This window comes from Pseudomonas sp. HS6-2 (genome assembly GCF_049325675.2).
Classification (GTDB): Bacteria; Pseudomonadota; Gammaproteobacteria; order Pseudomonadales; family Pseudomonadaceae; genus Aquipseudomonas; species Aquipseudomonas putida_N.
This window is the reverse complement of record NZ_CM143906.1, coordinates 3,568,596-3,593,034: the sequence shown is the minus strand read 5'-3', so window position 1 is coordinate 3,593,034 and position 24,439 is coordinate 3,568,596. Positions and strand designations below refer to the sequence as shown.

At 65.6% G+C, this 24,439-nt stretch carries 21 protein-coding genes; 13 read left to right on the top strand and 8 right to left on the bottom strand.

The window, feature by feature from the left end:
* Positions 1-9 precede the first annotated feature (9 nt).
* Positions 10-909 (bottom strand): LysR family transcriptional regulator, encoded by a 900-nt coding sequence (locus tag ACOKS3_RS16630; protein WP_422764402.1) that lies wholly within the window; start codon positions 907-909, stop codon positions 10-12.
* Between the two features lie 100 nt (positions 910-1,009).
* On the opposite strand from ACOKS3_RS16630, the gene ACOKS3_RS16625 reads away from it, so the two are divergent.
* The 7 genes from ACOKS3_RS16625 to ACOKS3_RS16595 all read left to right on the top strand — a co-directional run bounded on the left by ACOKS3_RS16625 (position 1,010) and on the right by ACOKS3_RS16595 (position 9,361).
* The gene (locus tag ACOKS3_RS16625; protein ID WP_463581448.1) at positions 1,010-2,248 is read left to right on the top strand and encodes a 3-hydroxyacyl-CoA dehydrogenase; all 1,239 of its coding nucleotides are present in this window, start codon (positions 1,010-1,012) and stop codon (positions 2,246-2,248) included.
* On the top strand, positions 2,245-4,032 hold the full coding sequence (locus tag ACOKS3_RS16620; protein WP_463581447.1) for an acyl-CoA dehydrogenase C-terminal domain-containing protein: 1,788 nt from the start codon (positions 2,245-2,247) through the stop codon (positions 4,030-4,032). Before ACOKS3_RS16625 ends, ACOKS3_RS16620 begins: the two co-directional genes overlap by 4 nt.
* A gap of 43 nt (positions 4,033-4,075) precedes the next feature.
* Positions 4,076-5,239, top strand: coding sequence for an iron-containing alcohol dehydrogenase (locus ACOKS3_RS16615; RefSeq protein WP_422764438.1), 1,164 nt, complete (start codon positions 4,076-4,078; stop codon positions 5,237-5,239).
* 2 nt (positions 5,240-5,241) lie between these two features.
* On the top strand, positions 5,242-5,676 hold the full coding sequence (locus ACOKS3_RS16610; protein WP_422764405.1) for an acyl-CoA thioesterase: 435 nt from the start codon (positions 5,242-5,244) through the stop codon (positions 5,674-5,676).
* Positions 5,677-5,697: 21 nt separating this feature from the next.
* On the top strand, positions 5,698-6,033 hold the full coding sequence (locus tag ACOKS3_RS16605) for a hypothetical protein (RefSeq protein ID WP_422764406.1): 336 nt from the start codon (positions 5,698-5,700) through the stop codon (positions 6,031-6,033).
* Between the two features lie 134 nt (positions 6,034-6,167).
* Positions 6,168-8,021, top strand: coding sequence for a DUF1302 domain-containing protein (locus tag ACOKS3_RS16600; RefSeq protein WP_422764407.1), 1,854 nt, complete (start codon positions 6,168-6,170; stop codon positions 8,019-8,021).
* Positions 8,022-8,041: 20 nt separating this feature from the next.
* The gene (locus ACOKS3_RS16595; RefSeq protein WP_422764408.1) at positions 8,042-9,361 is read left to right on the top strand and encodes a serine hydrolase domain-containing protein; all 1,320 of its coding nucleotides are present in this window, start codon (positions 8,042-8,044) and stop codon (positions 9,359-9,361) included.
* Positions 9,362-9,454: 93 nt separating this feature from the next.
* Here ACOKS3_RS16595 and ACOKS3_RS16590 read toward each other — a convergent pair whose 3' ends face one another.
* From ACOKS3_RS16590 to ACOKS3_RS16565, 6 genes are all read right to left on the bottom strand, one after another.
* A complete protein-coding gene (locus ACOKS3_RS16590) occupies positions 9,455-10,399 on the bottom strand; it encodes a PDR/VanB family oxidoreductase (RefSeq protein WP_103447671.1) in 945 nt (314 codons plus the stop codon).
* On the bottom strand, positions 10,396-11,826 hold the full coding sequence (locus tag ACOKS3_RS16585; protein WP_463581446.1) for an amidohydrolase family protein: 1,431 nt from the start codon (positions 11,824-11,826) through the stop codon (positions 10,396-10,398). Before ACOKS3_RS16585 ends, ACOKS3_RS16590 begins: the two co-directional genes overlap by 4 nt.
* 18 nt (positions 11,827-11,844) lie before the next feature.
* Positions 11,845-12,573, bottom strand: a complete 729-nt coding sequence (locus ACOKS3_RS16580) for an ABC transporter permease (protein WP_181004518.1) — start codon at positions 12,571-12,573, stop codon at positions 11,845-11,847.
* A gap of 73 nt (positions 12,574-12,646) precedes the next feature.
* The gene (locus ACOKS3_RS16575; protein ID WP_103447668.1) at positions 12,647-13,468 is read right to left on the bottom strand and encodes an ABC transporter ATP-binding protein; all 822 of its coding nucleotides are present in this window, start codon (positions 13,466-13,468) and stop codon (positions 12,647-12,649) included.
* Between the two features lie 63 nt (positions 13,469-13,531).
* Positions 13,532-14,557, bottom strand: coding sequence for an aromatic ring-hydroxylating dioxygenase subunit alpha (locus ACOKS3_RS16570; RefSeq protein ID WP_103447667.1), 1,026 nt, complete (start codon positions 14,555-14,557; stop codon positions 13,532-13,534).
* A 38-nt stretch (positions 14,558-14,595) separates the two neighbouring features.
* Positions 14,596-15,621 (bottom strand): ABC transporter substrate-binding protein, encoded by a 1,026-nt coding sequence (locus tag ACOKS3_RS16565; protein ID WP_422764409.1) that lies wholly within the window; start codon positions 15,619-15,621, stop codon positions 14,596-14,598.
* A gap of 621 nt (positions 15,622-16,242) precedes the next feature.
* Here ACOKS3_RS16565 and ACOKS3_RS16560 point away from each other — a divergent pair.
* Positions 16,243-17,049: a hypothetical protein gene (locus ACOKS3_RS16560; RefSeq protein ID WP_422764410.1), complete on the top strand. Its 807-nt coding sequence runs from the start codon at positions 16,243-16,245 to the stop codon at positions 17,047-17,049.
* A 47-nt stretch (positions 17,050-17,096) separates the two neighbouring features.
* On the opposite strand, the gene prpR is transcribed toward ACOKS3_RS16560, so the two are convergent.
* On the bottom strand, positions 17,097-19,043 hold the full coding sequence (gene prpR / locus ACOKS3_RS16555; RefSeq protein WP_422764411.1) for a propionate catabolism operon regulatory protein PrpR: 1,947 nt from the start codon (positions 19,041-19,043) through the stop codon (positions 17,097-17,099).
* A gap of 200 nt (positions 19,044-19,243) precedes the next feature.
* Here prpR and ACOKS3_RS16550 point away from each other — a divergent pair, with 200 nt between their 5' ends.
* The 5 genes from ACOKS3_RS16550 (at position 19,244) to ACOKS3_RS16530 (ending at position 24,394) form a co-directional block, all read left to right on the top strand.
* On the top strand, positions 19,244-20,302 hold the full coding sequence (locus ACOKS3_RS16550) for a phosphotransferase family protein (RefSeq protein ID WP_103447663.1): 1,059 nt from the start codon (positions 19,244-19,246) through the stop codon (positions 20,300-20,302).
* The gene (locus ACOKS3_RS16545) at positions 20,299-20,655 is read left to right on the top strand and encodes a DUF6285 domain-containing protein (RefSeq protein ID WP_422764412.1); all 357 of its coding nucleotides are present in this window, start codon (positions 20,299-20,301) and stop codon (positions 20,653-20,655) included. The genes ACOKS3_RS16550 and ACOKS3_RS16545 overlap by 4 nt, the downstream gene beginning before the upstream one ends.
* Before the next feature lie 50 nt (positions 20,656-20,705).
* Entirely contained in the window at positions 20,706-21,878 is a 1,173-nt protein-coding gene (locus ACOKS3_RS16540) for an acyl-CoA dehydrogenase family protein (protein WP_103447661.1), read from the top strand.
* Positions 21,878-22,645, top strand: coding sequence for an SDR family NAD(P)-dependent oxidoreductase (locus tag ACOKS3_RS16535; protein ID WP_103447660.1), 768 nt, complete (start codon positions 21,878-21,880; stop codon positions 22,643-22,645). The genes ACOKS3_RS16540 and ACOKS3_RS16535 overlap by 1 nt, the downstream gene beginning before the upstream one ends.
* 96 nt (positions 22,646-22,741) lie before the next feature.
* Positions 22,742-24,394 carry an acyl-CoA synthetase gene (locus tag ACOKS3_RS16530; protein ID WP_422764413.1) on the top strand — a complete coding sequence of 551 codons (1,653 nt, stop codon included), beginning with the start codon at positions 22,742-22,744 and terminating at the stop codon, positions 24,392-24,394.
* The last annotated feature ends 45 nt before the right edge of the window (positions 24,395-24,439 follow it).

Here is a 24,439-nt window from a genome sequence, read left to right as displayed (position 1 = left end):
TGCGATGGCTCAGCTGGCGCCAATCTCCATGATGCGCGCTACCAGCCAGGACAGTGCCGGGTCGTGCTGGCGATGGGCAAGGTACACCAGCTCCAGCTGAAAGGGCTCCAGGGCGAACGGCAGGTCGAGCACCTGCAGCGGCAGCAGTCGGGCGAAATGGCGGGCCAGGGCGGTGGGCAGCACCACGCACAGGTCGGAGCTTGCGGCCAGGTGCGCGGCCTGCAGGTAATTGGGCGTGGTGTAGACGATGCGCCGCGCCAGGCCCTGTTCCCCTAGCCATTGGTCGACCATGCCACGGGTCTGGCCGCCGTGCACCCACAAGTGGCGCAGGGCGAGGAACGCTTGAAGGTCGAGCGTTCCATTCACTTCGGGGTGGCCCTGGCGCACCGCCACGTGCAGGGTTTCGCTGCGCCAGTGGCGCCGCTCGTAGCGCGCGGGCACATCATCGAAGCGCCCCAGCACCAGGTCGATTTCGCCGCGATCGAGCGCTTCGGCGGGCAAATTGGGCGTCAGGTGCAGCACGTCCACGCGCAAGTGCGGCGCCTGGGTTTGCAAGGTAGGCAGCAACTTTGACATGCACAGCTGTTCGGCGAAGTCGGTGAGCGCGAGACGCAGCTGGCGGTGGCTGAGCTGCGGGTCGAAGCTGTCGCCGGCGTCAAGGGTCTGTTCGATCTGTAGCAATGCCGCACGAATCGGGCCTTCCAGGGCCAAGGCGCGTGGGGTGGGGCGCATGCGCCGGCCCACGCGCACCAGCAGCGGGTCGCCCAGCAGGTCGCGCAGGCGCGCCAGCGCATTGCTCACCGTCGGCTGGGTCAGCGCCAGGCGCTCGGCGGCGCGGGACACGTTCTGTTCTCGCAGCAGCATGTCCAGGACGCGCAGCAGGTTGAGGTCGAAGTTGGCTATATTCATGCGAAAAATACATGGGATGGAAAATGAGAATTTCAAAAATAGTAGGCGCCTGACTAGGGTGAGGGCAATGCCTTCACACCTCGAATCAGGAGCGTCACCCGTGAGTACTCCCTACAACGTTCAGCAGGCGGCGGTGATCGGCGCCGGCACCATGGGCCGCGGCATAGTCATCAGCCTGGCCCGTGCTGGCCTTGCGGTGCTGTGGCTGGACAACGACCCCAACGCCACCGAAGCCGGCCTGGCGATGATTGCGCAAACCTGGGCACAGCAGGTGGCCAAGGGCCGTATCGATCAGGCGGAGGCCGATGCTTGCCTGGCGCGGGTGCGCCAGGTGACGGCCTATGACGACCTCGCCGAAGCCGACCTGGTGATCGAAGCGGTGTATGAGAACCTGGTGCTCAAGCAGGCCATCTTCCGTACGCTGGACCGCACGCTGAAGGCCGACGCCATCCTGGCCAGCAACACCTCGGCACTGGACATCGATGCCATCGCTGCCGTGACCCGCCGGCCCGAACAGGTACTCGGGCTGCATTTCTTCAGCCCGGCCCATGTGATGAAGTTGCTGGAAGTGGTGCGCGGGGAGCGCACCTCGCCTGCGGTGCTCGATGTGGCCCAGGCCCTTGGGCAGCGCATGGGCAAGGAAGTGGTGGTGGCCGGCAACTGCCCGGGCTTCATCGGCAACCGCATGCTCGCAAGCTATGTGGCCGAGGCGCGCAAGCTGCTGCTCGAAGGCGCCACGCCGCGGCAGGTGGATGGGGCGCTGCAGTCGTTCGGCATGGCCATGGGCCCGTTTCGCATGTACGACGTGGTCGGCATCGACCTGGAGTGGCGTGCGCGTCAGCTGGCCGGTAAAGACATGGATGCGCCCTTGGTACAAGTTGACAATGCCCTGTGCGCGCTGGGGCGTTTCGGTCAGAAAAGCGGCCAGGGTTACTACCGTTATGCGCCCGGCAGCCGTGAAGCCGTGCACGACCCCGAGGTCGATGCGCTGGTGCTCAAGGTCGCCCAGGACCTTGGCGTGCACCGGCGCGCGATCGACGACGAGGAAATCCGCGAGCGCTGCCTGCTGGCGCTGGTCAATGAAGGCGCAAAAATTCTCGAGGAAACGGTGGCCAGCTGCAGCGCTGACATTGACCGGGTGTACCTGCATGGCTATGGCTTCCCGCACGAGGTCGGCGGGCCGATGCGCTGGGCCGACCAGCAGGGGCTTGGCTTGCTGTTGGCGCGGCTGGAACGCTTGCAGGGCCTGTTCGGCGAGCACTGGCGCCCGAGCGCGTTGTTGATGCGCCTGGTGGCTGAGGGCAAACAGCTGGCCGCCGTCCGCGAGGGTTGCGCATGAACTACCGAGCCCCCCAGCGTGACATGCACTTCGTGCTGCACGAACTGTTCGATGTGACGGCGCACTGTGCTCGTCTGGGCAATGAACTGGACCGCGAAACCATCGATGGCATTCTTGAGCAGGGTGCACGCTTTGCCGGCGAGGTGGTTGCGCCGCTCAACCGCCAGGGCGATGAGCAGGGCTGCCGCCTGGAGCAAGGCAGCGTGCGCACACCGGATGGCTTTCGCCAGGCCTACCGGCAGTATGTGGAGCAGGGCTGGGGTGGCATGACGGGCCCGCTGGAACACGACGGCCAGGGCCTGCCGCAAATGGTTTCTGCCTGCTTTCACGAAATGCTGATGGGCGCGTCGCTGTCGTTTCGGATCTATTCCGGCCTGACCGAGGGCGCCGTGCTGGCCTTGCACAGGCATGGCAGCGCAGCGCTAAAGCGCGATTATCTGGGCAAGCTGGTCAGCGGCGAATGGGCCGGCACCATGTGCCTGACCGAGCCGCAGGCCGGTACCGACCTGGCGCTGCTACGTACCCGTGCCGAGCCGCAGGGCGATGGCAGCTACCGCATCAGCGGCAGCAAGATTTTCATCAGCGGCGGCGACCAGGACCTCACCGACAACATCGTCCACCTGGTGCTGGCGCGCCTGCCGGATGCGCCGGCCGGTGTGCGTGGCATCAGCCTGTTCCTGGTGCCCAAGTTCGAATGCACCGAGGGCGGTGGGCTGGGCCCGCGCAATGCGGTCGAATGCGGCGCGCTCGAGCACAAGATGGGCATCAAGGGCGCGGCGACCTGCGTGATGAATTTCGATGGCGCCCGTGGCTGGCTGGTGGGCGAGGCCAACCAGGGCCTGGCCTGCATGTTCACCATGATGAACGATGCGCGCTTCCAGGTTGGCCTGCAGGGGCTGGGCATCGCCGAGGCGGCCTTCCAGGGTGGCCTGGCCTATGCCCGCGAGCGCTTGCAGTCGCGCAGCCTGGCAGGGCCGGTGGCGCCCGAGCGCAGTGCCGACCCGATCATCTGCCACCCTGACGTGCGGCGTATGCTGCTGACCCAGAAAACCCTCAGCGAAGGCTGCCGCATGCTGGCGGCCTTTGCCGCTCAAGCGCTGGACCTGGAGCACGGCGCCCTGCAGCCTGAAGTGCAGGCGCCCGCCGGGCGCCGGGCGGCGTTGCTGATCCCTATTGTCAAGGCCTTCCTTACCGATGTCGGCCAGGAGACTGCCAGCCTGGGCGTGCAACTGTACGGCGGGCACGGCTACATCCGCGAATGGGGCATGGAGCAACTGATGCGCGACAGCCGCATCACCCAGCTGTACGAGGGCACCAACGGCATTCAGGCGTTGGACCTGATTCGCCGCAAGCTGCTTGGCGACGGCGGCGAGCAGCTGCGCCTGCTGATCGATGAATTGCTTGACGCGACACGCAACTGCCGCGCTGACGCGCTGGCCGGGATGGCCCAGGCGGTCGCTCAGCGCCTGCAGGAATGGCGCAACCTGAGCGCCGAGGTGCTCGATGCCTGCCGCTGCGACCCGCAGGAAATCGGCGCGGTGTCGGTGGATTTTCTCGCCTATTCGGGCTACGTGCTGCTGGCCGCACTGTGGCTTCGAGCTGCCGAAACCGCCAGCGCGGCATTGGCTGCAGGCCCCCAGGACAGCGCCTTCTACCAGGCCAAGTTGCAGGCTGCTGCCTTTTACTGGCGGCGGGTGTTGCCCCGCGCGAGTGCCCACTGCGAGGCCTTGCGCGGCGGCGCACAGTGCCTGATGAGCCTGGATGAAGCGCACTTCGCCTTTTGACCTGGCCCCGCTGTTCACCCACAAGAACAAGAGGAACATGAGCATGCAGCCTTTCAGTTTTGCCACCACCCCCCATCTGCTGTGCGGACCCGGCGCCGCCGGGCGCCTGGCGCAGTTGTGCCAGCAACGCGGCGTGCGCCGCGTGCTGATCGTGACCGACCCGGGCATCGTCAACCTGGGCATGCTCGATGACTTGCTGCCAGGGTTCACCCAGGCCCACTTGAGCGTGGCGATCTTCAGCGAGGTCAGCGCTGACCCCAGCCATGCCTGCGTGCTGTCGGCCGTCGGCCGGGCGCGGCATATCGGTGCCGAGCTGATCGTTGGCTTCGGTGGCGGCAGCTCCATGGATGTCGCCAAGCTGGTGGCGCTGCTGGCTCACCCGGCCTGTGACCAGACCCTGGAAGCGGTCTACGGCATCGACCAGGCCAAAGGCCAGCGCCTGCCGCTGATCCAGGTGCCGACCACCGCCGGGACAGGGTCTGAGGTCACCCCCGTCGCCGTGATCACCACCGGCGAGGCGGCCAAGATGGCGGTGATTTCACCCCTGTTGCTGCCCGATCTGGCGTTGCTCGACGCCGAGCGTACCCTGGGCCTGCCCGCGGCGATCACCGCGGCCACGGGGATCGACGCCATGGTCCATGCCATCGAGGCCACCACCAGCCAGTTCAAGCGCAACCCGCTGTCCAGCCTGTTGGCCCGTGAGGCGCTGGCGCTGTTGGCCGGCAACCTCGACCAGGCGGTGCACAACGGTGGCAACCTGGCGGCGCGCCAGGCCATGCTGCTGGGCGCCTGCCTGGCCGGGCAGGCGTTTGCCAACGCGCCGGTGGCGGCGGTGCATGCGCTGGCCTACCCGTTGGGTGCGCGCTACCACGTGCCGCATGGGCTGGCCAATGCGCTGGTGCTGCCCCACGTGATGCGCTTCAACCGTCGCGAAGCGTTCGCCGATTATGCCGCGCTGGCCCCGGCACTGCTGGGCGATCGGCTGGTGCCGGGCGACCCCCATGAGCTGTGCAACCAGTTCATCGATGAGCTGGAGCAGCTGGCGCCACGCTGCGGCCTGCCCAGCCGGCTGCGAGATGTCGGGGTACCGCGGCACAGCTTGCAATTGCTGGCCGAGGATGCCCTGCAACAGCAACGGTTGCTGGTCAACAACCCGCGCAAGGTCACTCTCGACGACGCATTGGCCCTCTATCAGGCGGCGTTTTGAACATGGCCAGGCAACGCCCGCTGCGCGGCGCCTACCGCCACTTCCAGCCAATCACCACGCGCTGGCATGACAACGACCTGTATGGGCATGTGAACAACGTCGTCTATTACGGCTTTTTCGACAGTGCCGTGAATACCTGGTTGATCGAACACGCCGGCCTCGATATTCACCACGACCCGGTGGTGGCCTACGTGGCCGGGTCCGCCTGCGACTATTTCGCCGCCGTCGCCTTTCCGCAACGCATCGAGGTGGGCATCGCCGTCGAACGGTTGGGCAACAGTTCGGTGCACTACGCCCTGGCCGTGTTCGTCGAGGGCGAGCCCGAGGCCTGCGCGGCTGGCCGTTTCACCCATGTGTTCGTCGATCGCCGCAACAACCGCCCGGTCACTATTCCCACCCAATTGCGCAGCGCCTACGAAAGCCTGCTGCCGGTGTAATTGCCCAAGGAGAGCCGTTTCATGCAAGACGCCGTCATCGTATCCACCGCGCGCACGCCCATCGCCAAGGCCTGGCGCGGTGCGTTCAACGACCTCACCACCCCTAGCATGAGCGCCATTGCCATCCGCGCTCAGCAGATTCGCGGCGAGGGCATGCAGGTGGTAGTCGGGGCCGGGCATGAGCAGATCAGCCTGGTGCAGCAGGCGCACATGCAGGCCGCCAATGCTGCCCAGGACGCCACCGTGCGGCGCCTGTGCGAGCAGAGGCCAGGCTGTTCGCTGATGAAAGCGCGGCAGGCTTGTTCGAAGTGCTCTGAAGCACCGCCATCGAGCTATAACGAACCGGCATGGCATTGATCCGAAGACGCTATTTGTGAGCGTAATCAAACCTACCTGATACTGCTCGTCACCGACACCGCCGGCCTGGGCGGCCGGCGCGTCCGCGCTGAACCCATCATTTCCCTCTCTAATAAAAAAACAAGAGGTTAAGAGTGAGCGCAACCCTTCTATTCTGCCGGCGCCAGGCGCCGCTGGCGGCCCTGTGCTGCCTGCTCGCCACCCCGGTTGCGGGCGTTCAATTCGACGTTGGCTCGCTGCAAGGGCGTTTCGACTCGGCACTGTCATTGAGTACCGCCGTCAGCACTGCCAACCCCGACAAACAGCAGTTGCAGGCTGCCAATGGCAACGACGCGAGGCGCAACTACCGCTCGGGCGATGTGTTTTCGGCGATCTTCAAAGGCACCCACGATCTGGAGCTGCGGCGCGATAACGTGGGAGTGTTCCTGCGTGGCACCTACTGGTACGACACCGCGCAGCGCGACCACAGCCAGCGGGCCGTCGAGATCGACGACCGCAACCGCCAGGTTTCGGCGAAAACCGCTGGGGCGGAGCTGCTCGATGCGTTCGCCTACGGCCTTTACGACATTGGCGGTGAGCCCGGTTCGCTGCGGGTGGGCAAACAGGTGGTCAACTGGGGGGAAAGCCTGTTCATCCAGGGCGGGCTCAACGTGATCAACCCCTTCAACCAGGCTGCGCTGCGTAGGCCAGGCTCGGAAGTGAAAGACGCCCTGGCGCCGGTCAACCTGCTGTATGTCACGCAGAACCTCACCCAGGCGCTGTCTTTCGATGCCTTCTACCAGCTGGACTGGGAGCAGACCCGGCTGGAGAACTGTGCAACGTTCTTTTCCGGCAACGACTTCATGCCGGAAGGCTGCCAGGGGCTGGATGTTGGCGGGCAGATGGTGACCAACCCGGCCGTGTCCCAGGCTCTGGCCCCGTTCGGTGTGACGCTGACGGAGGAGGGCGTGCGCGTGCCTCGGGGCGCCGACCAAGATGCACGCAACGGTGGCCAATGGGGTTTTTCGTTGCACTGGTACGTTGAGCCATTGGATACCGAGTTCGGCCTGTTCGCCGCCAATTACCACAGCCGTTCGCCTTACCTGGGCACGGTCAGCAGCCGCTATTACGCCAATACGGGCTTTGCCCGTGAGCTGTGCGGCAATGTCGGTGTGGCGCTGGCCAACTGCGGCGCTTTTCTGGCGTCGAGCAACGGGCAGACCCTGGCCGGTGCGCTGCGCATGGGCACCTCGCAGTACCGGGCGCAATACCCCGAGGACATCCGCCTGTACGGCCTGACCTTCGCCACCACCCTGCGCAACGGTGCCGCCGTGCAGGGCGAACTGAGTTACCGGCCTAACATGCCGGTGCAGCTCAACGGCAACGATGTGCTGCAGTCATTGCTCAATGCCCCCGGCCGCAGCCCGCTCAACGCCGACGGCCTGCGCCCTGCGACAGACAATACACCCTTCGACGGCTACCGGCGCAAGGAGGTGAGCCAGGCCCAAGTATCGGCCGTACAGACGTTCAGCCAAGTCATGGGCGCCAACCAGCTACTGCTGATGGGCGAGGTGGGCGCCACCTATGTAGGCGGGCTGGAGGGGCGTTTCGGGCCGCGTTATGGCCGCTCCGGTGCCTATGGCAACGGTGAGCTGGCCGACAACAGCCTGTGCCTGGCCATCTCGAAAAGCCCGGGCGACTGTAACGGCGAGGGCTTTGTCACGCCTTTTTCCTGGGGGTACCGCCTGCGTGCGACCTGGAGCTACCCCAACCTGATCCAAGGCCTGGACATCCGCCCAGGCCTGGCCTGGGCCCATGACGTCAAGGGTTACTCTCCGGCGGACAGTTCGGCCTTCAACGAAGGCTCGCGCTCGATCAGCCTGGGCGTGGACGTCAGCCTGGCCAGCCAGTACTGGGCCAGCCTGGCCTATACCGATTACCTCGACGGCGATTACGGCACCCGCGGCGACCGCGATTATGTCGCCTTCAGCGTGGGTGCCAACTTCTAGTGCAACCAAGGAGCAGGACCATGTCCAAACGCAGCATGCAGCCTTCATCCGCCAACCTGACTGGTATCGCCTTGGTGCTGGCCGGTGCCCTGGCCCCAACCCTGGCGGTCGCTGAGCCGACCGGGCAGGGTGTGATGCAGGGGTTCCCTCCAGCGCCGGAGTTGCGGGTCAACCAGGCCAATGCCTTTCAGCCACCGTACTTGCGCTGGTCGATGCGCCACGCCCGCGAGGTGTCGCCCACCCGGAGCATCGGCCGCGCAGCCACACCGCTGAGCTTGACCGAAGGCCGCGCGGTGGCCCTCGACCAACTGGCCTTCAGCGCCGGTGAGCAGCCTTTGACCTTGGCCGGCTACCTGCAGCAAACCAGCACCGATGGGCTGATCGTGATGCACCGAGGCAAGGTGGTGTACGAGCGTTATCTGGACGGCTTCCAACCCGGTCAGCCCCATATCTGGGCGTCGATGACCAAGTCGGTCACCGGCCTGATCGCCGCCCAGCTGATCGCCGAAGGTGCGCTGGACCCACAGCGTACGCTGGCGCATTACGTGCCGGAACTGCGCGGCACGCCGTTTGGCGAGGCGACAGTGCAGGCCAACCTGGACATGCAGGTGGCGGTGCAGTACCCAGCGCAGATGCCGCCGGACCTCGGCCTGTTTGCCGCCACTGGCCTGATACCGCGGGGTGAAGGCATGCCGGGGGATATCTACAGCTTCCTGCGGCAGGTGCAACAGGCGCCGAACCCCGTTGGCCAGGCGCCGTTCTTCTACCAGAACGGCTCGCCGGAAGCGCTGGCCTGGGCGTTGCGGCGCATCACCGGGCTTAACTGGGCGCAGTTGGTCGAACAGCGGTTATGGTCGCGCTTCGCCGAGGAGGATGCCTATGTGCAAGTCGACCCGCTCGGCACCGAAATGGCCAGTGGCGGCATCAGTTGCAACTTGCGCGACACCGCCCGCTTCGCGGAGCTGGTGCGCCGCGAACTGGCCCGCGATGCCAAGGGCGACAGCTTCAATCAAGCGGTGCACAGCACGTTCCAGCCTGCGGACCCAGCAGTGTTCGCCCAAGGCGGTCTCGGCCCTGGCCGCCCTGGCTACGGCTACCGCAATTACTGGTACCAGAAAAACGACGGTGACGGTTCGTTCGAGGCCAGCGGGCGCTTCGGGCAGAAAATCTACATCAATCCCCGCCGTGAACTGGTAATCGTGAAGCTCTCAGCCACCGCCGATCAGGCCCGTCGCGCCACGCGTGCTAACGGCGAGGTGAACGCCCCCGCGCGCGTCGTGGACTCGCCGTCTACGTTCAGCAGCATGGTCGATGCGGTGTTGGCGGCCCTGCCCGGTTGAGGTGTAAAGGGTTGTGTTCAGTAGGCCATGTATGGCCTTGGCGGAAGTGCGACGGCAGTGCTGATAATTACGGGCGAGCGATTTAGGTCACAATCAAGCATCCAGCACCAACCGCAAGCTGCCGCATCCCGAAACGCAGGGGGCGACCCATGCCCCGCTGCTACGCTGGGCATCGCTCAGGCACTCGTCTCTGTGTTCTGGCTCGCCCTCGATCACCCGACTGATGCAGGCGCCGCAGATGCCCATGCCGCAGGACACGGGCAGCGCAACGCCCCCCCGTGCCGCCGCCTGCACCAGGCTTTCCCCAGGCTGTACCTGCACTTCTACACCGCTGCGCTGCAACACCAGCGAGCAGTTGCTGTTGCTTTGCGTCGTGGGCGCCGTGGCCTGGAAGTGCTCGCGGTGCAGGGCGCTGTGGGGCCAGCCGCAGGCCAGCGCGGTGCGCTCCACACAGTCCATGAAGCCCGCCGGGCCACAGCAGTACAGGCTGGCCTCGGCGGCCCAAGCCGGCAATTGCCTGGCCAGGTGAGCAGCGATCTGTCGCGCGCGCAGGCCTGCATGTAGCTCGATGTGTTCGTCGAGCCGCTGCAGGAAGGGCGCCTGTCGGGCATCGCGAGTGAAATACAGTAGCCGCACCGGTCGGCCCTGGGCCTGGCACTGGCGATACATCGGCAGCAACGGGGTGATGCCGATCCCGGCTGCCACCAGGATCACAGGCCCTGTGCCCGGTTGCAGGGCGAATAGGTTGCGGGGTTCTCCCACCTGCAGCTGGGCACCTAGGCGCAGGTGCTCGTGCAGCCAGCGCGAGCCGCCGCGCGAGGCGTTTTCACGCTTGATGCCCAGATACAGATGGCCTTCCTCGGGCCGGCTGATCACCGAGTACTGGCGTACCACGCCGTTGCCCAGGCGCAGGTCCACATGGGCGCCGGGGGCCCAATCGAAGGGCAGGGGCGCTGCGCTCGGAGGGGCCAGTTCGACGCCCAGCACGTCTTCGCTTTCAAGGCGTAAGGCGCGCACTTGCAGTGTTATCCAGGTCATGCGCGTACCCCCGCGGCGCGTTGCAGGCTCAGCACCGCTTCGCGGGCCTGGCTGCGCAGTTGGGCCAGGTCAACCCCGGGCAGTTGGTCGTTCTCTACGCTCAGTCGGCCGCCCACCAGCAGCGCGTGCAGGGTTGGCCGGCCGCCGCCCACTACCGGCGCGATGCCTAGGTCGTGCAGGCCGAAGTAGCGCGGTTGGTCCAGGCGGTAGATCGCCAGGTCTGCCGACATGCCCACCTGCAGTGTGCCGACGTCGCCCAGCCCCAGCACCTGCGCGCCGCCAGCGCTGCCCCAGCGCACCACGTCTTCCACGCAGGCCACATGGGCGCCGCCCTCGAAGTGGCCGCCGGCATGCCGGGGCAGGGCGCGCTCGCCAGCCTTGGCTCGCTGCATCAACCAGGCTGCGTGGGTTTCGCTGATCATGTCGCAGGCTTCGTTGGACGCTGCACCATCCACACCGATCGACACCGTCATTCCCGCAGCCTCCATGGCGACGATATCGGCAATGCCGCTGCCCAGTCGGGCATTGCTCTGAGGGCAATGGGCGACGCCGGTGCCGGTGGCGCCGAGCAGGCGGATCTCCTCGGCGCTGAGTTTCACCAAGTGGGCGAACCACACGTCTGGGCCCAGCCATTCGTGCTCGGCGCAGAACGCCACCGGCGACAGGCCATGGTGCGTGCGCACCTCGTCCTGGTACTCGACCGTTTCGCTCAGGTGGCTGTGCAGGCGGATCCCCAGGCTGCGCGCCACTCGCGCGGTCTCGCGCAGGTGTTCGGGTGGCATCGAATAAGGCGGGCTGGTGGGCGCCATGACCACTCGGCGCCAGGCATCGGCGGCCGGTTCGTGGTACTGGCGCACTAGGCGCTGTACATCGTCCAAGTACTGTTCGAGGGTTTCCGGCCCGGCGCCGCGCGTGCCTTCGGCCTGGCGGACCTGGGTGGCGCCGCCGCGGCACAGGACGAAACGCAGGCCCAGGCGTTCGGCCTCCTCGAACAGTATTTGCGCGCTGTCGAAGGCCATGCCCGGCAGATACAGGTAGTGGTGGTCGGCAACCGTGCTGCAGCCAGAGCGGGCCAGTTCCACGAGGCCAACGCGTGCCGCGATGCGAAAGCTGTGCTCATCGAACAGCCCGCGGTAGCGGTAGGGCACTGCGCCCAGCCAGGCACCGAGGCTCTGGTCGATACCGGCGGGGATGCCCTTGAGCAGAGACTGGAACAGATGATGGTGGGTGTTCACCCAGCTTGGGTATATCACGCAATCGGTGGCATCGAGCACTCGTTCGCCCGGCAGTGCCTGCAAGGCACCCAGCGCGGCGATGCGTCCGTCGGTGATGCGGATGTCCGGCCCGGCGTGGCGCGCGGCGCCTGCGCGAAGGCCGGTGAGAATAGCGCTGGCATTGCGGATCAGCCAATTGTCGGCATGCTTCATGTCTGGCTCCTTCAAAGGTCAGCCCAATTCGCTTTCGTGCCAGTGGCGCAGGCTCAGGTGAGCCAGCAAGGCCATCAGGCTGAACAGCGCGATGCCGGTCAGGGCAATCAGCACCAGGGCGGCGAATAGGCGCGGAATGTTGAGTTGAAAGCCGGCTTGCAGAATCTGGTAGGCAAGGCCTGCACCAGTGCCGCCGGTACCAGCGACGAACTCGGCCACCACCGCGCCGATCAGCGCCAGGCCGCTGGCGATGCGCAGCCCAGCGAAGAAGCACGGTAACGCGCTGGGGATGCGCAGGCGCAACAGCACCTGCCAGCGGCTGGCGCGGTTCAGGCGGAACAGGTTGAGCAGGCCCGGGTTGACGCTGCGCAGGCCCAGCACGGTGTTGGCGATGATCGGGAAGATCGCCACCAGGGTTGCGCAGATCACCAGCGCCAGGGTGGTGTCGCTGCACCAGATGATGATCAGCGGCGCGATGGCCACCACCGGGGTGACCTGCAGCAGGATCGCATAGGGAAACAGGCTGGCCTCGAGCACGCGGCTCTGCACGAACACAAAGGCCGCCAGGGTCCCGATGAACACCGCCAGGGAGAACGAGAGGAAGGTGATCTTCAGCGTCATCCACAGGGCGCCCAGTAACGTCGGGCCATCGGCGATCAGCGTGCGGCCGATGTCGGCCGGCGACGGCACCAGGTAGGCCGGGACTTTCCAGGCGACGCAGGCCAGTTGCCAGAGGCCCAGCAGCACCAGGCCGACCAGCAGCGGTGAGGCGATGCGCAGCAGTAGGGGGGGACGCGACGATTGGCTCATGGTAATGCCCTCAGCAATGATCACTGTTGGCCTGGGCCAACAGCTGGGACAGGTGTGCGCATTGTGCGATGAACGCCGGCGAGGTGCGGTAGGCCTCGTCACGCTCGGGTGGGCCGTCGATGGCTACATCGGCGATCACCCGGCCGGGGCGGGCCCCCATCACCACCACCCGCGACGACAGGTACACCGCCTCGAAGATGCTGTGGGTGACGAACACCACCGTCAGGTCGCGCTCGGCCCACAACTGGCGCAGGTCGCTGTCGAGCTTGTTACGGGTGAACTCGTCCAGCGCACCGAACGGTTCGTCCATCAGCAGCAGGTTGGGCTCGGTGGCCAGCGCCCTGGCGATGGAGGCACGCATCTGCATGCCTCCGGAAAGCTCGCGTGGGTACACACCGCCGAATGCCCCCAGGCCTACCAGTTCCAGGGCAGCCTGCACCCGTGGCTGGCTTTGCGCCTTGGGCACGCCGGCAAGGTCCAGGGGCAGGCGCACGTTGTCCTGCACTTTGGCCCAGGGCATCAAGGTGGCCTCCTGAAACACCATGGCAAGGCCTGCCCCCGGCGCTTCCTTGCCCCACCAGCGTACATGGCCAGCGCTGGGTCGTTCGAGGCCTGCGAACATTTTCAGCAGGGTACTTTTGCCGCACCCCGAAGGGCCCAGCAGCGAGACGAATTCGCCTCGGGCGATCGCCAGTTTCACGCGGCTCAAGGCATGGGTGCCGTTGCCGTAGGTTTTTTCCACCTGGTTGGCGAACAGCGGCGTGTCCACCCCGATGAGGGGCGAAAGGGCTTGCGGTTGGGCCGTCGCGGTAGGAAGGGTGTGCATCAACATAGCGCTCTCCCCGTAGGTCATGAGCAGTTGAAAATGCCCCGGCGCAGCGGGGCGCTGTGCAGGTCAGTGGCTGAGGAACACTTCGCTCTCGCCATGGGCTTCGAGCAAGCCCAGCAACTGGCGGCGAATCACCAGCCCGGGCTTGTCCGAAGGCATGTGCAGCTCGACTCGCCGACGGGTGTCGACGCAGGCGTCGGGGTCGGTGGCCTCGAGGATGTCGCGGTCCTCGGCGGTGATCGCCGCATCCCAGTCGATCAGCTCCTGGGTGGAGCACTGCGCTTCGCTGTCGTTGCGGTACAGCCACTGCACCAGCATCAACCGGCCGTCATCGATGGGCGTGGCGCAGTTGTAGATGATGTGGTGGATACCGCTGTTCGGGTACATGCAGCCGAAGCGCCGTGAAAATGGCAGGTAGTAGCGGTTGACCAAGTGGCGCTCGGTGATTGGCGCGGTGGTGCCGGTGATACGAAAGCTCGCCTCGGGGTTGCGGATAGGCACGCGGGTTTCGGCCTCGAAACCATAGTCGGTTTCGCGGAACTCATAGCTGGCCGGTTGCGGCTGGTCGAACAGGCCGAAGTTGGCCTTGTGCACGAATGAAAAATGGGAGTTGTCGAAGGAGTTCTCCATTACCCGCAACGGGCTGGTTTTCCATTCTTCGTAGAACTGGAAGATGCGCCGGTAACCGGGGGCGCCGTCTTCGGGGAACTCGGGGATCGGCTGCAGCGGGTCGTCCAGCGCGACCCAGGCATAGCCGTATTTCGCCTGGCAGTGATAGGCCTTGACCGCAGCACCCGGGGGGATGGCGCCGCAGGGGTTCTGCGGGATTTTCACGCAGGCACCGCCGGCGTCGTATTCCCAGCCGTGGTAGCCGCAGGCGATGTTGCCGTCTTCGCTGACGAAGCCTTTGGAAAGCTTGGCAGTGCGGTGGCAGCAGCGATCACGCATCGCCACCGGGGTGCCGTCGGGGCGCTTCCACAGCACCAGCGCTTCACCCAGCAGAGTGAACGGTTTAGGGCCATCGTCCAAGGCGCTCAGAGGTAGCAGGGCATACCAGAAGCGGCGCAGTACAGGTTGTTGGGTAACCAGCATGATCGGGTTTCCTCACGGCATTCGAGTTTTTATGGGGTTCAGCGGCTGGCTGCCTGGTCGGCAACGGGCATCACGTGCAGGCCTTGCACGAAACGGGTGGTATAGGCCTTTTGCCACGGCGCCTCGGCACCGAGCAGGCCAGCCTGCACCATGAAGTCGCGGGTGGCGTGCCAGCGCGCGTCGTTCATGGTGCCGATGCCTTGGCTTGCAGCGTCGCCACCGGTAACCAGGCGGTATTGCTTGAGGGTGCTCACGCCCCAGGCCAGCAGTTCGTCGCTCATGTTGGGGTTGTCACGCTTGATCAGCGCATTGCCGGCTGCAGGGTTGTCGAGGTAGCGCTTCCAGCCCTCCATTGAGGCGCGCACGAAACGCTCGACCCGCTCCGGGTGCTGTTCGATGACGTCCTGGCGGGTCGCCACGGTGGAGCCGTAGGGCGGGTACCCGGCATCGGCGAACAGGAAGAAGTTGGGCTGCTGGCCGGCCTTCCTGGCCTGGAACAGCTCGGAGCTGGCGTAGGCCTGCTGGGTGGTGTCGGGGTTGGCCAGGAACGGCTGCAGGTTGAAGGTGTACGGCCGCGCCTGGTTGTCCGCCAGCTGGTACTTGGCCTTGAGCCACGGCCACCAGGTTTGCTGGCCCGAAGTGGAGACCAGCACCTGTTTGCCCGCCAGGGCATCCAGGCCGGTGACATCGGCGTGGGTCATCAGGCCCTGGGGGTCACCCTGGAATGGCGCTGCCACTGCGACCACCGGCAAGCCTTGCTCGACGCTCTTGAGGATCTGCAGGTCATAGTTGACGATGAAATCGGCCTGCTTGCTGACCAGCAACTGCATGCCGTTGACCTGCGGGCCGCCCATGCGAATGGTCACATCCAGGCCTTCATTTGCATACAATCCATCGGCCAGGGCTTGATAGAAACCGCCCTGTTCGGCCTGGGCGTACCAAGAGGTGAGCAGCACCACGCGGTCATTGGCGCTGGCATGGGGCGCCAGTGCCACGGCGGCGGGCAGCAGCGCGGCCAGCAACCGCGAGCGAAGCGGGTGACCCAAGGCAAAGCGAGTGTTCATGTTGTGTTCTCCACCTCGATTGGGAAATCGCCGTGCGCCGTTGGGCACGCCAGCGAGTGCGCCGGGCGGTGGGAACTTGGGAAAGGGAGAGGGTACACGGGTGACGCTGCTCTCTTGCCCGTGGCCGTTCAGGCCGCGTTCAACCATCCGCTCGGATGTACGCCCGGTACAGGGCGCAAGAGCAATGTCCCATGCCGCTTTCGGCACTGACCGCTTCTACTCGCAAGAGTCTGAAGCCAGAAGCGTGCCAGCTTGCACATGCTGCCAAAATCCGGGGAGGTGCGGCGAAGGGCCGCGTCGCCAGTGAATCGAGAAGGTGCAGGGCTCGATGCCGAAGCGCCATTAAAGTGCGCAATGCAGCCTTGATAGGTACTCAATAAGGTTATTGATTGGCCACAATCCTTTGTATGGCTTGTATCCTATGAATTGGCACGCCCTCTGCTTGGGGTCACCCGAGTAGAAGCGGTCAGTGCCGAAAGCGGCATGGGACATTGCTCTGGCGGCCTTGCGCCGCCCACCCGGCATGGGTGGTGCCTCGGTGCGAACCGGGGCCAGGGGAGAGGTCGTCCACTGCTACGCCCTTGCCGGTCAATCACAATAATTCTGACCCAAGGGATGCACATGAAACCGAACCGTATTTCCTGGCTGCGCCATGGCCTGTTGCCACTTTGTGCCATGCTCGGCTCCACCGCCCAGGCTGGCCCACTGCTGTGGAACGACAACAGCCTGAGCTACCTGTATGGGCACAACTACAAGGTCGATGGCACCGGCAACGACATCCAGCAAACGGTCACCTTCGAGCATGCCAGCGGTTGGACCTGGGGCGATGTGTTTCTGTTTGTCGACAACAAGTGGTCCAACGGGCTATCGGGCAGTGATGGCTACACCTACTACGGTGAATTCTCTCCGCGCTTATCGCTAGGCAAGGTCAGCGGCCACAATCTGCGCTACGGCATCGTCAAGGATGTGCTGATCGCTGCCACCTACGAGCGCGGCGAAGGGCGCATTCGCAGGTACCTGCTGGGGCCTGCGGTCGACCTTGACCTGCCCGGCTTCGATCGCTTTTCGCTCAACACCTATTACCGCAAGCCTGATGGCATCACGGGCAAGGCATCCGGGCAGTGGCAGATCAACCCAACCTGGGCGTTAACCCTGCCGCTGGGGCGTTCGGACATCTTGTTCGACGGGTACCTGGAGTGGTACGTCAACGACGTGGGCACCAAGGGTACCGCCAACTATGTGGCCAAGAGCTTTCACTTCAACCCGCAGATCAAGTACGACGTGGGCAAGGCCCTTGGGCAGGCGCCGAAGCGTTTTTATGCGGGGATCGAGTGGGACTACTGGTCGGACAAGTATGGGATCGAGGACAGTCACGGCTTCCCGACAGACCAGAACGCGGTGAGTGCACTGGTGAAGGTGCACTTCTAAACGGGTCTTCATGGCGCTGGGAGTGGGCTTGCCCGCGAAGCCCTGATTCACCGCGCGGACCTGAGCCTTCGCCATAACGTGGTCCGGCTGATTCCCAACTGCCGCGCCGCTTCGTCGAGATTGCCCTGGCAATTTTCCAGCGTTTCCTGCACATGGCGCAGTTGAGCGGCTTTGCCGACGCTGTTCAGGTCCGATGCACGGAGTGTCCGGGGCCGGCCGGTCGGCGGCACACTGTCAGACAACTCGGGCAGTACCCGCGCCAGGTACTGTTCGTCCACGCCGTGCTCCCCCAGCAGTTCGCGCGCCGAGAGCATCGCTCGCTCGATCACGTTCTCCAGCTCACGCACATTGCCTGGCCACCCATAACGTGTCAGGTAAGGCAACAGGGCGCTTGGCACCTGTGCCGCGCCGGGCGGCTGGCCCTGGACCAGCAGGCGCTGGCTGATACCCCGGCAGATCAAGGCGATATCCTCGGGGCGCTCGCGCAAGGGGGTGGTTTGCAGGCGCAAAATGTTGAGCCGGTAAAATAGGTCGGTACGAAAATGGCCATCTTCCATCGCGGCGCGCAGGTCCTGGTGAGTGGCGGCGATGATGCGTACATCGATGGCAATCGGCTCGGTGCCGCCCAGGCGCAGCACTTCGCGTTCTTGCAGTACCCGCAACAGGCGCGTCTGCAGCGACACAGGCATGTCACCGATCTCGTCGAGGAACAGCGTGCCACGGTGTGCCACTTCGAACAGGCCGGGCTTGCCACCCTTGCGCGAGCCGCTGAAGGCGCCTTCCTCATAGCCGAACAGTTCGCTTTCCAACAGCGATTCCGGGAACGCTGCGCAGTTGATGGCGACGAAGGGGCCTTGCCGACGCGGGCTCTCGTTATGAATGCCCTGGGCCAGCAACTCCTTGCCGGTACCGCTTTCACCGGTGATCAGCACGGTTGACTGGCTGGCGGCGAAACGTCTGGCCAGCTGCAGCATTTCGCGGTTGGCCCGGCTGTTGCCGTCGAGCTGCTCAAGCCGATAGCGGGCGGTGAAGGCGCCGGGGCGGCGGGTGGAGCGGATGCGTTGGTCCGCGCGCTGCACGGCGATGGTGTCCTGGCAGGTCAGGACCAGGCCGGTGCGCTGGCCGTTCTCGAGGATCGGCAGCAGGTTGCTGACCACTGCATGTGAGCCGAGCCGGATCACCCGGTTTTCCTCGCCACCCTCTGCAAACGCCTGCTGCAGGTCCAGTTCCGGGCACAGCTGCTGCAGCGGACGGCCCAGCGCCGCGCTCAGTGGCAAATCCAGCAGGTGGGCCAGGGCCGGATTGAGCGACTGCACCACGCCCTGGTTGTCGACTGCCGCCACGCCGGTGGGGATGTGTTGCAGCACGGCGTTCAAGTGCCGCCGCTTGGCCATCTCGATACGTTGGCTGTCGAGAATGCCCAAGGCCTCTTCGAGGGCCTTGCGCACGGTGTCTTCGCTCAGCGAAAGCACGCCGTGCAGGCCTGCCTGTTCTGCCAGTTCCACCACCGTCGAAGAACCGATGATGCTGCGACATCCCAGTCGGGCTGCCTGTTCGACCTCTTGGCGAGCTTCTTCAAGGGAGGTATAGGCGGCCTGGTGGACCTGCACCGTGAACAACGCGGCCATGGCCCGCAGGCCTTGGTCGATACGGTGGTAACTGAGCAAGGCCACTTGCGAGGCATGTTCGCGCGCCTGCCCCAGCGCACGCAGCAGGTCATCGCCGCCCACGCGCATGGTCAGTACCGGGCGCGCCAGGTGTTTGCGCAGGTAGGCGGCAGTGGCCCCGGCACAGATGAACACGTCGGCCTCGCCCCGCAACTCCAGTTCGCGGGCGACTTGCAGCGCCTCGGTCACCGACGTGTCGAGTACTTCGATGTGGGTGTCGGGATAGTCCGACGCGAGCGCGGCCACCATATGGGCGAGGCGGCTGCGTTGCCGTGGGCGCTGCAGGTGGCTGATCAGCACGACGACCTGAGCGGTGGGGGAGTGCATGATTGTGGCCTTTCAGAAATGAAGTGTTTCCATATTGAATCAAGTTGTTTCATCTATGCAATACGGTGCGTGATCAGGATTTCCTGGGAATCGCTGCAAGCCATGTTTGGCAAGGCCTGCAGGTGATCCTGGCGAAGTTGGCCCGGGCGTTGCTCTAGCGGACCTGCCCATTTGAAACCGATGGCAGGGACCCTAGATTCATGAGCATTTCCTCTACGACGTGTCCGGCAAGCGATGCGCTCGCGGCCGTGACCGACGAGCAGCGCCTTGTCGACTTTATCCGTGAACAGGCAACGGCAACGCATGTTGACATTCAAACCCGCAAGCGCCTGAGCGGCGGTGCCATCCAGGAAAACTGGCTGCTCGAACTGCTGATCGAGGGCGGCCCCTGGGCCGGTGCACGGCGCTGGGTGTTGCGCAGCGACGCGCTGTCGGCGCTGCCGGCCAGCCTCGACCGTGCGCAGGAGTTCGCCGTGTTGCAGGTGGCCCACCAGGCCGGGGTGAAAGTACCGCGGCCGCTCTGGCTGTGCCGCGATACGCAGGTCTATGGGCGGGTGTTCTTCCTGATGGAGCATGTGTCGGGTGTCGCTGCCGGGCGTTTGCTCAGCGCAGGGGCCGGAGCCCAGGGCCAGGCGCGGCTGGCGGAACAGCTCGGCGCCAACCTGGCGCGCCTGCATCAGGTCCGCCCACCGAGCGTGGCCCTGGACTTCCTGCCGGTACCGCAGCGCTCGCCAGCCCTGGCCAGCGTCGATGCTTATCGCCGTTACCTCGACACCCTCGTCGATGCCTATCCGGCACTGGAGTGGGGCCTGCGCTGGTGCGAGCTGCATGCACCGCGCGACAGCCGTCTGTGCCTGCTGCATCGCGATTACCGTACGGGCAATTACCTGGCCAGCGAGCAGGGGTTGGAGGCGGTGCTGGATTGGGAGTTCACCGGTTGGGGCGACCCCTGCGAGGACCTTGGCTGGTTCACTGCCCCCTGCTGGCGCTTCACGCGCCCTGACCTGGAGGCCGGCGGCATCGGCCAGCTGGCGGATTTCCTGCGTGGCTACCACCAGGTATCGCCACTGTGGATCGAACCCGACCAGCTGCACTACTGGCAGGTGCTGGCGACTCTGCGCTGGGCGGTGATCGCACTGCAGCAGGGGCAGCGCCACCTGTCCGGCGAAGAGCCTTCCCTGGAGCTGGCGCTGACTGCGCGCCTGTTGCCGGAGCTTGAACTCGACATCCTGAACATGACCGGAGCCGATGCCCCATGACCCAGCCGTACGCCCATGAGTTGCTCGAAATCGCCCGCCAGACCCTGCTGGAGCAGGTATTACCGGCGCTGTCCGGCGAGCTTCGCTATCCGGCGTTGATGATCGCCAACGCCATGGCCATCGCCGCCCGGGAAATCCGTCTGGATGCCGCCGCCAGCCTTCAGGAGCAGGCGCATCTGACCGCGCTGATCGATGCGCCCGCCCCGTCGTTGCAGGAAGCCCGACGCCAGCTGGCGCAAGCGATTCGCCATGGTCGCCACGACACCCCGCACAGCGCTCGTAGCCTCGTCGAGACGCTGCGCCGGGTGACGCTCGACCGGCTGGCGATCAGTAACCCCAAGGCCGTGCGCTGAGCGCGGCAAGCCCCTGTTTCAAAACCGACAAGTACGAAGAGGGAAACCCATTGAATTTCGCGCTCTCAGACGAACTGCTTGAACTGCAAGCCAGAACCCGTGCATTCATTACCGAGCAAATCATCCCGTTGGAAAACGACCCACGCCAGGACGCTCATGGCCCCAGCGACGCGCTGCGTAGGGACCTGCAGGCCCGCGCCCAGGCAGCGGGCCTGATGACGCCACACGCCAGCCGTGAAATGGGTGGGCAGGGCCTGAGCCATGCGGCCAAGGCCATTGTCTTCGAAGAGGCCGGCTACTCGCCCCTGGGGCCGGTGGCGCTGAATATCCATGCCCCGGACGAAGGTAATATCCACCTGATGGACGTGGTGGCCACCGAAGCACAGAAGGACCGTTGGTTGCGGCCTCTGGTCCAGGGGCACGTGCGTTCGTGCTTTGCCATGACCGAACCGGCGCCGGGCTCGGGCTCCGATCCGTCGATGTTGCGCACGACCGCCACCCGCGATGGCGACGACTACCTGATCAACGGCCGCAAATGGTTGATCACCGGGGCCGATGGCGCTGGCTTCGCCATCATCATGGCGCGTATGGAGGATGGCTCGGCGACCATGTTCCTCACCGACATGCAGCGCGACGGGATCATCCACGAACGTCAGCTGGATACCTTGGACAGCTGCTTCACCGGCGGCCACGGGCAGCTGCGCTTCGACAACCTGCGGGTGCCGGCCAGCGATGTGCTGGGCGAGATCGGCAAGGGCTTCCGCTATGCCCAGGTGCGCTTGGCGCCTGCGCGCCTGACCCACTGCATGCGCTGGCTCGGGGCCGCACGACGGGCCCATGACATCGCCTGCGACTATGCGCGCACCCGCGATGCGTTCGGCAAGCCGCTGGGCGAGCACCAGGGCGTGGGCTTCATGCTGGCCGACAATATGATGGACCTGCATGTGGTGCGCCTGGCGGTCTGGCACTGCGCCTGGGTGCTCGACCAGGGCCAGCGCGCCAATGTCGATTCGAGCATGGCCAAGGTGATCAGCGCCGAGGCGCTGTGGCGGGTGGTCGATCGCTGCGTGCAGGTGCTGGGCGGGCGCGGGGTGACCGGGGAAACCGTGGTGGAGCGGATCTTCCGCGACATTCGCCCGTTCCGCATCTATGACGGCCCGAGCGAAGTGCATCGCATGAGCCTGGCGAAGAAACTCCTCGACCAGCATCCGGGAGGCCACTGATGCAGCCGACTCTTGCCCGACTGTTCGCCCTCGATGGGCGGCGCGCCCTGGTGACCGGTGCCTCCAGCGGCCTCGGCCGACACTTCGCCATGACCCTGGCGGCGGCAGGTGCCGAGGTGGTGGTGACCGCCAGGCGCCTGGCGCCGCTGCAGAGCCTGGTCGAGGCGATCGAACTGGCCGGTGGTCGCGCCCAGGCCTTGGCCCTCGATGTGACCTGCCGCGATGACGTATGCCGGGTGCTCGACGCCGCGGGCCCGCTGAATGTGCTGGTCAACAACGCTGGGGTGAGCGACAGCCAGCCATTGCTGGCCTGCGACGACCAGAGCTGGGACCGGGTGCTCGACACCAACCTCAAGGGCGCCTGGACCGTGGCCCAGGAGTGCGCCAGGCGGATGGTCGCCGCAGAGCAGGGCGGCAGCCTGATCAACGTGACCTCGATCCTCGCCAGCCGCGTGGCCGGTGCGGTCGGCCCTTATCTGGCGGCCAAGGCCGGGCTTGCTCACCTGACCCGCGCCATGGCCCTGGAGCTGGCGCGCCATGGCATCCGGGTAAACGCCCTGGCGCCGGGCTACGTGATGACCGAGCTCAACGATGCGTTCCTGGCAGGTGAGGCCGGGGAGAAGCTGCGCGCACGCATTCCCAGCCGCCGCTTCAGCCAGCCGCAGGACCTCGACGGCGCCTTGCTGCTGCTCGCCAGCGATGCCGGGCGGGCCATGAGTGGCGCCGAGATCGTGGTCGACGGCGGGCATCTGTGCAGCAGCCTGTGACCTGGGGCGGATCAGCGCCTGGCGCAAGAACAACAATAAGCAGGAGACCTGTATGTACCTTCAATGCCTGGATAACGTGTCAACGGGGTGCCCGTCATGATTCACCCAACCTTCGAGCATGAACTCGCCCCCAACGAAGCCAACCATGTGCCGCTTTCACCCTTGTCGTTCCTCAAGCGCGCCGCCCAGGTTTACCCGCAGCGCGACGCCGTGGTGTATGGCGAGCGGCGTTACAGCTACCAGCAGTTGCACCAGCGCAGCCGCGCCCTGGCCAGTGCGCTGGAGCGAGTCGGCGTACAGCCAGGCGAGCGGGTGGCGATACTGGCGCCGAACATCCCCGAGATGCTCGAGGCACACTACGGCGTACCTGGCGCGGGCGCCGTGCTGGTGTGCATCAACATTCGCCTGGAGGCGCGCAGCATCGCCTTCATCCTGCGCCACTGCGCGGCCAAGGTGCTGATCTGCGACCGCGAGTTCGCTGCGCTGGTGCAGCAGGCTCTGGCCATGCTCGACACACCGCCACTGCTGGTGGGCATCGAGGATGACGCGGCCGAGCAGGACGAGCTGGCCGACGACCTGGACTACGAGGCGTTCCTGGCCCAGGGTGATCCGGCAAGGCCACTGAGCGCGCCGCAGAACGAGTGGCAGTCGATTGCCATCAACTACACCTCTGGCACCACCGGCGATCCCAAGGGGGTGGTCCTGCATCACCGCGGCGCCTACCTCAACGCCTGCGCCGGGGCGCTGGTTTTTCAGCTGGGCCCGCGCAGCGTTTACCTGTGGACTTTGCCGATGTTCCATTGCAATGGCTGGAGCCACACCTGGGCAGTGACCTTGTCCGGTGGCACCCATGTGTGCCTGCGCAAGGTCCAGCCTGAAGCGATCCACGCGGCGATTGCCGTGCATGGTGTGACCCACTTGAGCGCCGCGCCAGTGGTGATGTCGATGCTGATCCACGCCGAACATGCCGGCGCGCCTGGCGGGCCGGTCTCGGTGATCACTGGCGGCGCCGCGCCGCCCAGTGCGGTGATCGCCGCCATGGAGGCCCGCGGGTTCAGCATCACCCATGCCTACGGCATGACCGAGAGTTACGGCCCCAGCACTCTGTGCCTGTGGCAGCCGGGCGTCGACGAACTGCCCCTGGAGGCCCGCGCCCGATTCATGAGCCGCCAGGGCGTTGCCCACCCGATGCTTGAAGAGGCCACGGTGCTGGATCTCGACAGCGGCCACCCGGTGCCGGCCGACGGCCAGACGCTGGGCGAGCTGGTGGTGCGTGGCAACACGGTGATGAAAGGCTACCTGGACAACCCCGAGGCCACCCGTGCCGCATTGGCCAATGGCTGGCTGCACACAGGCGACCTGGCCGTGCTGCACCCGGACGGCTACGTGGAAATCAAGGACCGGGCCAAGGACATCATCATTTCCGGCGGCGAGAACATCAGCTCGCTGGAAATCGAGGAGGTGCTCTACCAGCACCCCGAGGTGGTCGAGGCCGCGGTGGTGGCGCGCCCGGATTCGCGCTGGGGCGAGACACCCCATGCGTTCGTCACCCTGCGCGCCGATGCGCTGGCCACTGTCAGCGAAGGCGACCTGATCCGCTGGTGCCGTGAGCGCCTGGCACATTTCAAGGCGCCGCGACATGTGTCGCTCACGGAGCTGCCCAAGACCGCCACCGGCAAGATCCAGAAGTTCGTCCTGCGCGAGTGGGCCCGGCAACAGGAGGCGCAGACCGCCGACGCCGAGCACTGATCGAGCTGCAACACCTGCACACCCCATAACAACAAGTACATTGAT

Coding starts and splice junctions, on each gene's coding strand:
- ACOKS3_RS16630 (WP_422764402.1), bottom strand. CDS start 909: ATGAATATAGCCAACTTCGACCTCAACCTGCTGCGCGTCCTGGACATG.
- ACOKS3_RS16620 (WP_463581447.1), top strand. CDS start 2,245: ATGAACTACCGAGCCCCCCAGCGTGACATGCACTTCGTGCTGCACGAA.
- ACOKS3_RS16615 (WP_422764438.1), top strand. CDS start 4,076: ATGCAGCCTTTCAGTTTTGCCACCACCCCCCATCTGCTGTGCGGACCC.
- ACOKS3_RS16610 (WP_422764405.1), top strand. CDS start 5,242: ATGGCCAGGCAACGCCCGCTGCGCGGCGCCTACCGCCACTTCCAGCCA.
- ACOKS3_RS16605 (WP_422764406.1), top strand. CDS start 5,698: ATGCAAGACGCCGTCATCGTATCCACCGCGCGCACGCCCATCGCCAAG.
- ACOKS3_RS16595 (WP_422764408.1), top strand. CDS start 8,042: ATGTCCAAACGCAGCATGCAGCCTTCATCCGCCAACCTGACTGGTATC.
- ACOKS3_RS16590 (WP_103447671.1), bottom strand. CDS start 10,399: ATGACCTGGATAACACTGCAAGTGCGCGCCTTACGCCTTGAAAGCGAA.
- ACOKS3_RS16585 (WP_463581446.1), bottom strand. CDS start 11,826: ATGAAGCATGCCGACAATTGGCTGATCCGCAATGCCAGCGCTATTCTC.
- ACOKS3_RS16575 (WP_103447668.1), bottom strand. CDS start 13,468: ATGTTGATGCACACCCTTCCTACCGCGACGGCCCAACCGCAAGCCCTT.
- ACOKS3_RS16570 (WP_103447667.1), bottom strand. CDS start 14,557: ATGCTGGTTACCCAACAACCTGTACTGCGCCGCTTCTGGTATGCCCTG.
- ACOKS3_RS16565 (WP_422764409.1), bottom strand. CDS start 15,621: ATGAACACTCGCTTTGCCTTGGGTCACCCGCTTCGCTCGCGGTTGCTG.
- ACOKS3_RS16560 (WP_422764410.1), top strand. CDS start 16,243: ATGAAACCGAACCGTATTTCCTGGCTGCGCCATGGCCTGTTGCCACTT.
- prpR (WP_422764411.1), bottom strand. CDS start 19,043: ATGCACTCCCCCACCGCTCAGGTCGTCGTGCTGATCAGCCACCTGCAG.
- ACOKS3_RS16550 (WP_103447663.1), top strand. CDS start 19,244: ATGAGCATTTCCTCTACGACGTGTCCGGCAAGCGATGCGCTCGCGGCC.
- ACOKS3_RS16545 (WP_422764412.1), top strand. CDS start 20,299: ATGACCCAGCCGTACGCCCATGAGTTGCTCGAAATCGCCCGCCAGACC.
- ACOKS3_RS16535 (WP_103447660.1), top strand. CDS start 21,878: ATGCAGCCGACTCTTGCCCGACTGTTCGCCCTCGATGGGCGGCGCGCC.
- ACOKS3_RS16530 (WP_422764413.1), top strand. CDS start 22,742: ATGATTCACCCAACCTTCGAGCATGAACTCGCCCCCAACGAAGCCAAC.